The organism is Alcanivorax sp. HI0083, from assembly GCF_001635175.1.
The window spans coordinates 1-2,704 of the sequence record NZ_LWFX01001279.1; the positions used below are offsets into that span (position 1 = coordinate 1).

Consider the following 2,704-nt stretch of genomic DNA (forward strand, 5'->3'; position numbering starts at 1 on the left):
AAAGGTGCATAACGTAGGCGCGCCAGCCATGGAGAAAATCCGTGAGTCCGGCCGATTTGCCCGCACCGTTGCGATGGCGGCAGTGCTGTTGTTGCTCAACGGGGTGATCTGGCCATCCTGGGCAGTCGCACTGGAAGTAGAGCGGCAGAAGGACATTGCCGAGCAGGCCCGCTGGGAAGCGAAGAACCAACATCTGGATCAGGTGCTAAAGCATGTTCGTGACAGAGTCCGTGACCGTAAGGCGCTGATTGACCAGCGTTTGGCCAAGGAAGGGGGTATGCTGGATAACATGCTTTCGGCCATAGGGCTGAGCCAGCTGACGCTGGAAGGCGTTGATGACCTGAGCTGGTTGGCTGGGCGGGCCGAGCATCTGCATCAGCAGGCGCTGAAAGAATTTGATGCCACCGGCAAGCGGCTGCGGGAGAAGCAGTTGCCAGAGAAAATTCAGCAGCGGCACGCCGAGGCTCGTCAACAATACCGGGAACGTTACCAGACCATGCAAGTTCGGATGGCGGCCATGCTGGAAGCAGAGAGTCTGCAGGAGCAGCAGGACGCAGCGGCGTCGCTGAAAGAGTGGATGGACAGCTTCACCCTGGAAAAGCCCCGTGACCCTTTTGACCCGAACAACTTGCCATGGGGCACCCCGGACCCGAACCTGACACCGGAGCCGTCCACCACCGCCAGAGAATTAAGCGCCAGGAATGCGCTTCCCCTATTCGAACGTGGCGTGCAACTGGCCAGTAACGTCATTACCCCTGACATGCTCGGACAACCCGGAGGCCCCACGGAAGAGGACCTGGCCGCCACCCTGGATGCCCAGCTCACCGATGCCGTCCGTGCGAAGGCGGAGGCGCTGGATCACGACCCAGTGGCAATCTACCAGTGGGTTCGCAATAATATCGAGTTTATTCCCAGCCATGGTTCCATCCAGGGCGCGGATTACACCCTGCAACACGGTAAGGGCAATGCCTACGACACAGCCAGCTTGCTGGTTGCCTTGCTCCGTGCCGCCAACATCCCTGCCCGCTACACGTTCGGTACCGTACAAATGCCTGCCGATCAGGTGATGAACTGGGTAGGCAACGTCAATACGCCGCAAGCCGCCAGCGATCTTCTGGGGCAGGGCGGTATCCCCAATGTTGGCATGGTCAGCGGAGGGGAAATCACCCACATCAACCTGGAGCATGTGTGGGTGGAGGCCTGGATCGACTATCACCCCAGCCGTGGTGCCAAGCATAGCGTGGGCGATAGCTGGGTGCCCATGGATGCCAGCTTCAAGCAATACGAGTACACCGAGGGCATGGCCCTGGAAGAGCAGGTGCCCTTCGATGCTCAAGGTCTGGCCCAGACCATTGAGCAGGAAAGCACCATCAATGAAGAAGAGGGCTGGGTGCAGGGCGTGCCCCAGCAGGCTATGGAAGATGCCTTTGCCGATTATCGCACCCAACTGGAGGCCTTTCTGGAAAACCAAGCCCCTGACGCCACAGTAGGGGAAGTGCTGGGCACTCAGAACATCAAGACAGTGATCCACCAGCAGCTGGCCGCCGGGCTTCCTTATCAATTGCTGACACGCAAGCTGGTAGCGTCCGAGTTATCTGATAGCCTGCGCTGGAAATTCCGTTACCAGCTCTATACTAACCAGTTCGGTCGGCAGGGCAGCGAATTAATCAGTATCCAGCAGCCCACCGTAGCCCTGGCCGGCCGCAAACTCGCCCTGTCCTTCAAACCGGCCACCCCGGAAGATGAGGAGGCCCTGGCCAGTTATCTGCCAGAGCCGGATGAAAACGGCGAGGTCGACCCCAACGATATTCCCGATACTCTACCGGGCTACCTGATCGATCTAACTGGTGAGTTCACCATTGGCAATGAGGTAGTAGCCACAGCGACCACCAATACCGCCATGGGCTCCGAGCTACAATCCGAAATGGGCTATTGGCAGCCCAACCAGAGGTGGCGAACCAGTCAGAACGAAGCCGTTGCCGGCGAATACAGAGCCCTGGCGCTGAATCTGCAAGGCATCAGTCAGAGTCAGGCCCAAGATCTGCAAACCGATCTGGAAAGCACCCGGCAAAAACTGGAGGCAGAAGACTTTGCGGGCCTGACCAAGCAGCAGGTAGTCGGTGATCTGCTCTATAGCACCATCCTCAGTTATTTCGCCCTGAATGACATGCAGGACAAGATTAGCGAAAAGCAGGCCCACAGTGTGGGTTACCGTGCCCCCAGCTATGGCCTGTTCAAAACCAGCCTGTCTCCGGTCTACTTCTACGGTATCCCTCGCAACGTCAAAGCCACCGGTCTGACTATGGACGTGGATCGCTTCGCGGGAACGCGCGTCGATAAAGATGGCAATGTGGAACGCAGGTTGGCGTTCAACCGTGCTCGTGGTGCCCGGCTATCGGCCATGGAGCACCTGGTGCCAGAGCAAATGTACAGCACGGAAGATGCCCCAGCACACGGTATCAGTGCGGTGAAAGCCATCCAGCTTGCTGCTGCTGAAGGGCAGAAAATTTGGACGATTACCCAGGGGAACCTGGATCAGGCGCTGGCCAGTATCGAGTTGTCCGATGAGGTAGAAACCGATATCCGTAACTCGGTATATGCGGGCAAGGAAGTGACAGCCCATGAGAGGCCGGTGAATTTCTTTGGGAGTCAGTCCTCCGGGTATATTGTTCTGGATCCTTATAGTGGGGCTGGGGCTTATTTG

The 2,704-nt window shown here is 58.0% G+C and carries 1 protein-coding gene; it reads left to right on the forward strand.

The features are described from left to right. Positions 1-28 precede the first annotated feature (28 nt). On the forward strand, positions 29-2,704 hold a 2,676-nt coding region (locus A3754_RS18940), incomplete at its 3' end, for a transglutaminase family protein (protein WP_082904807.1).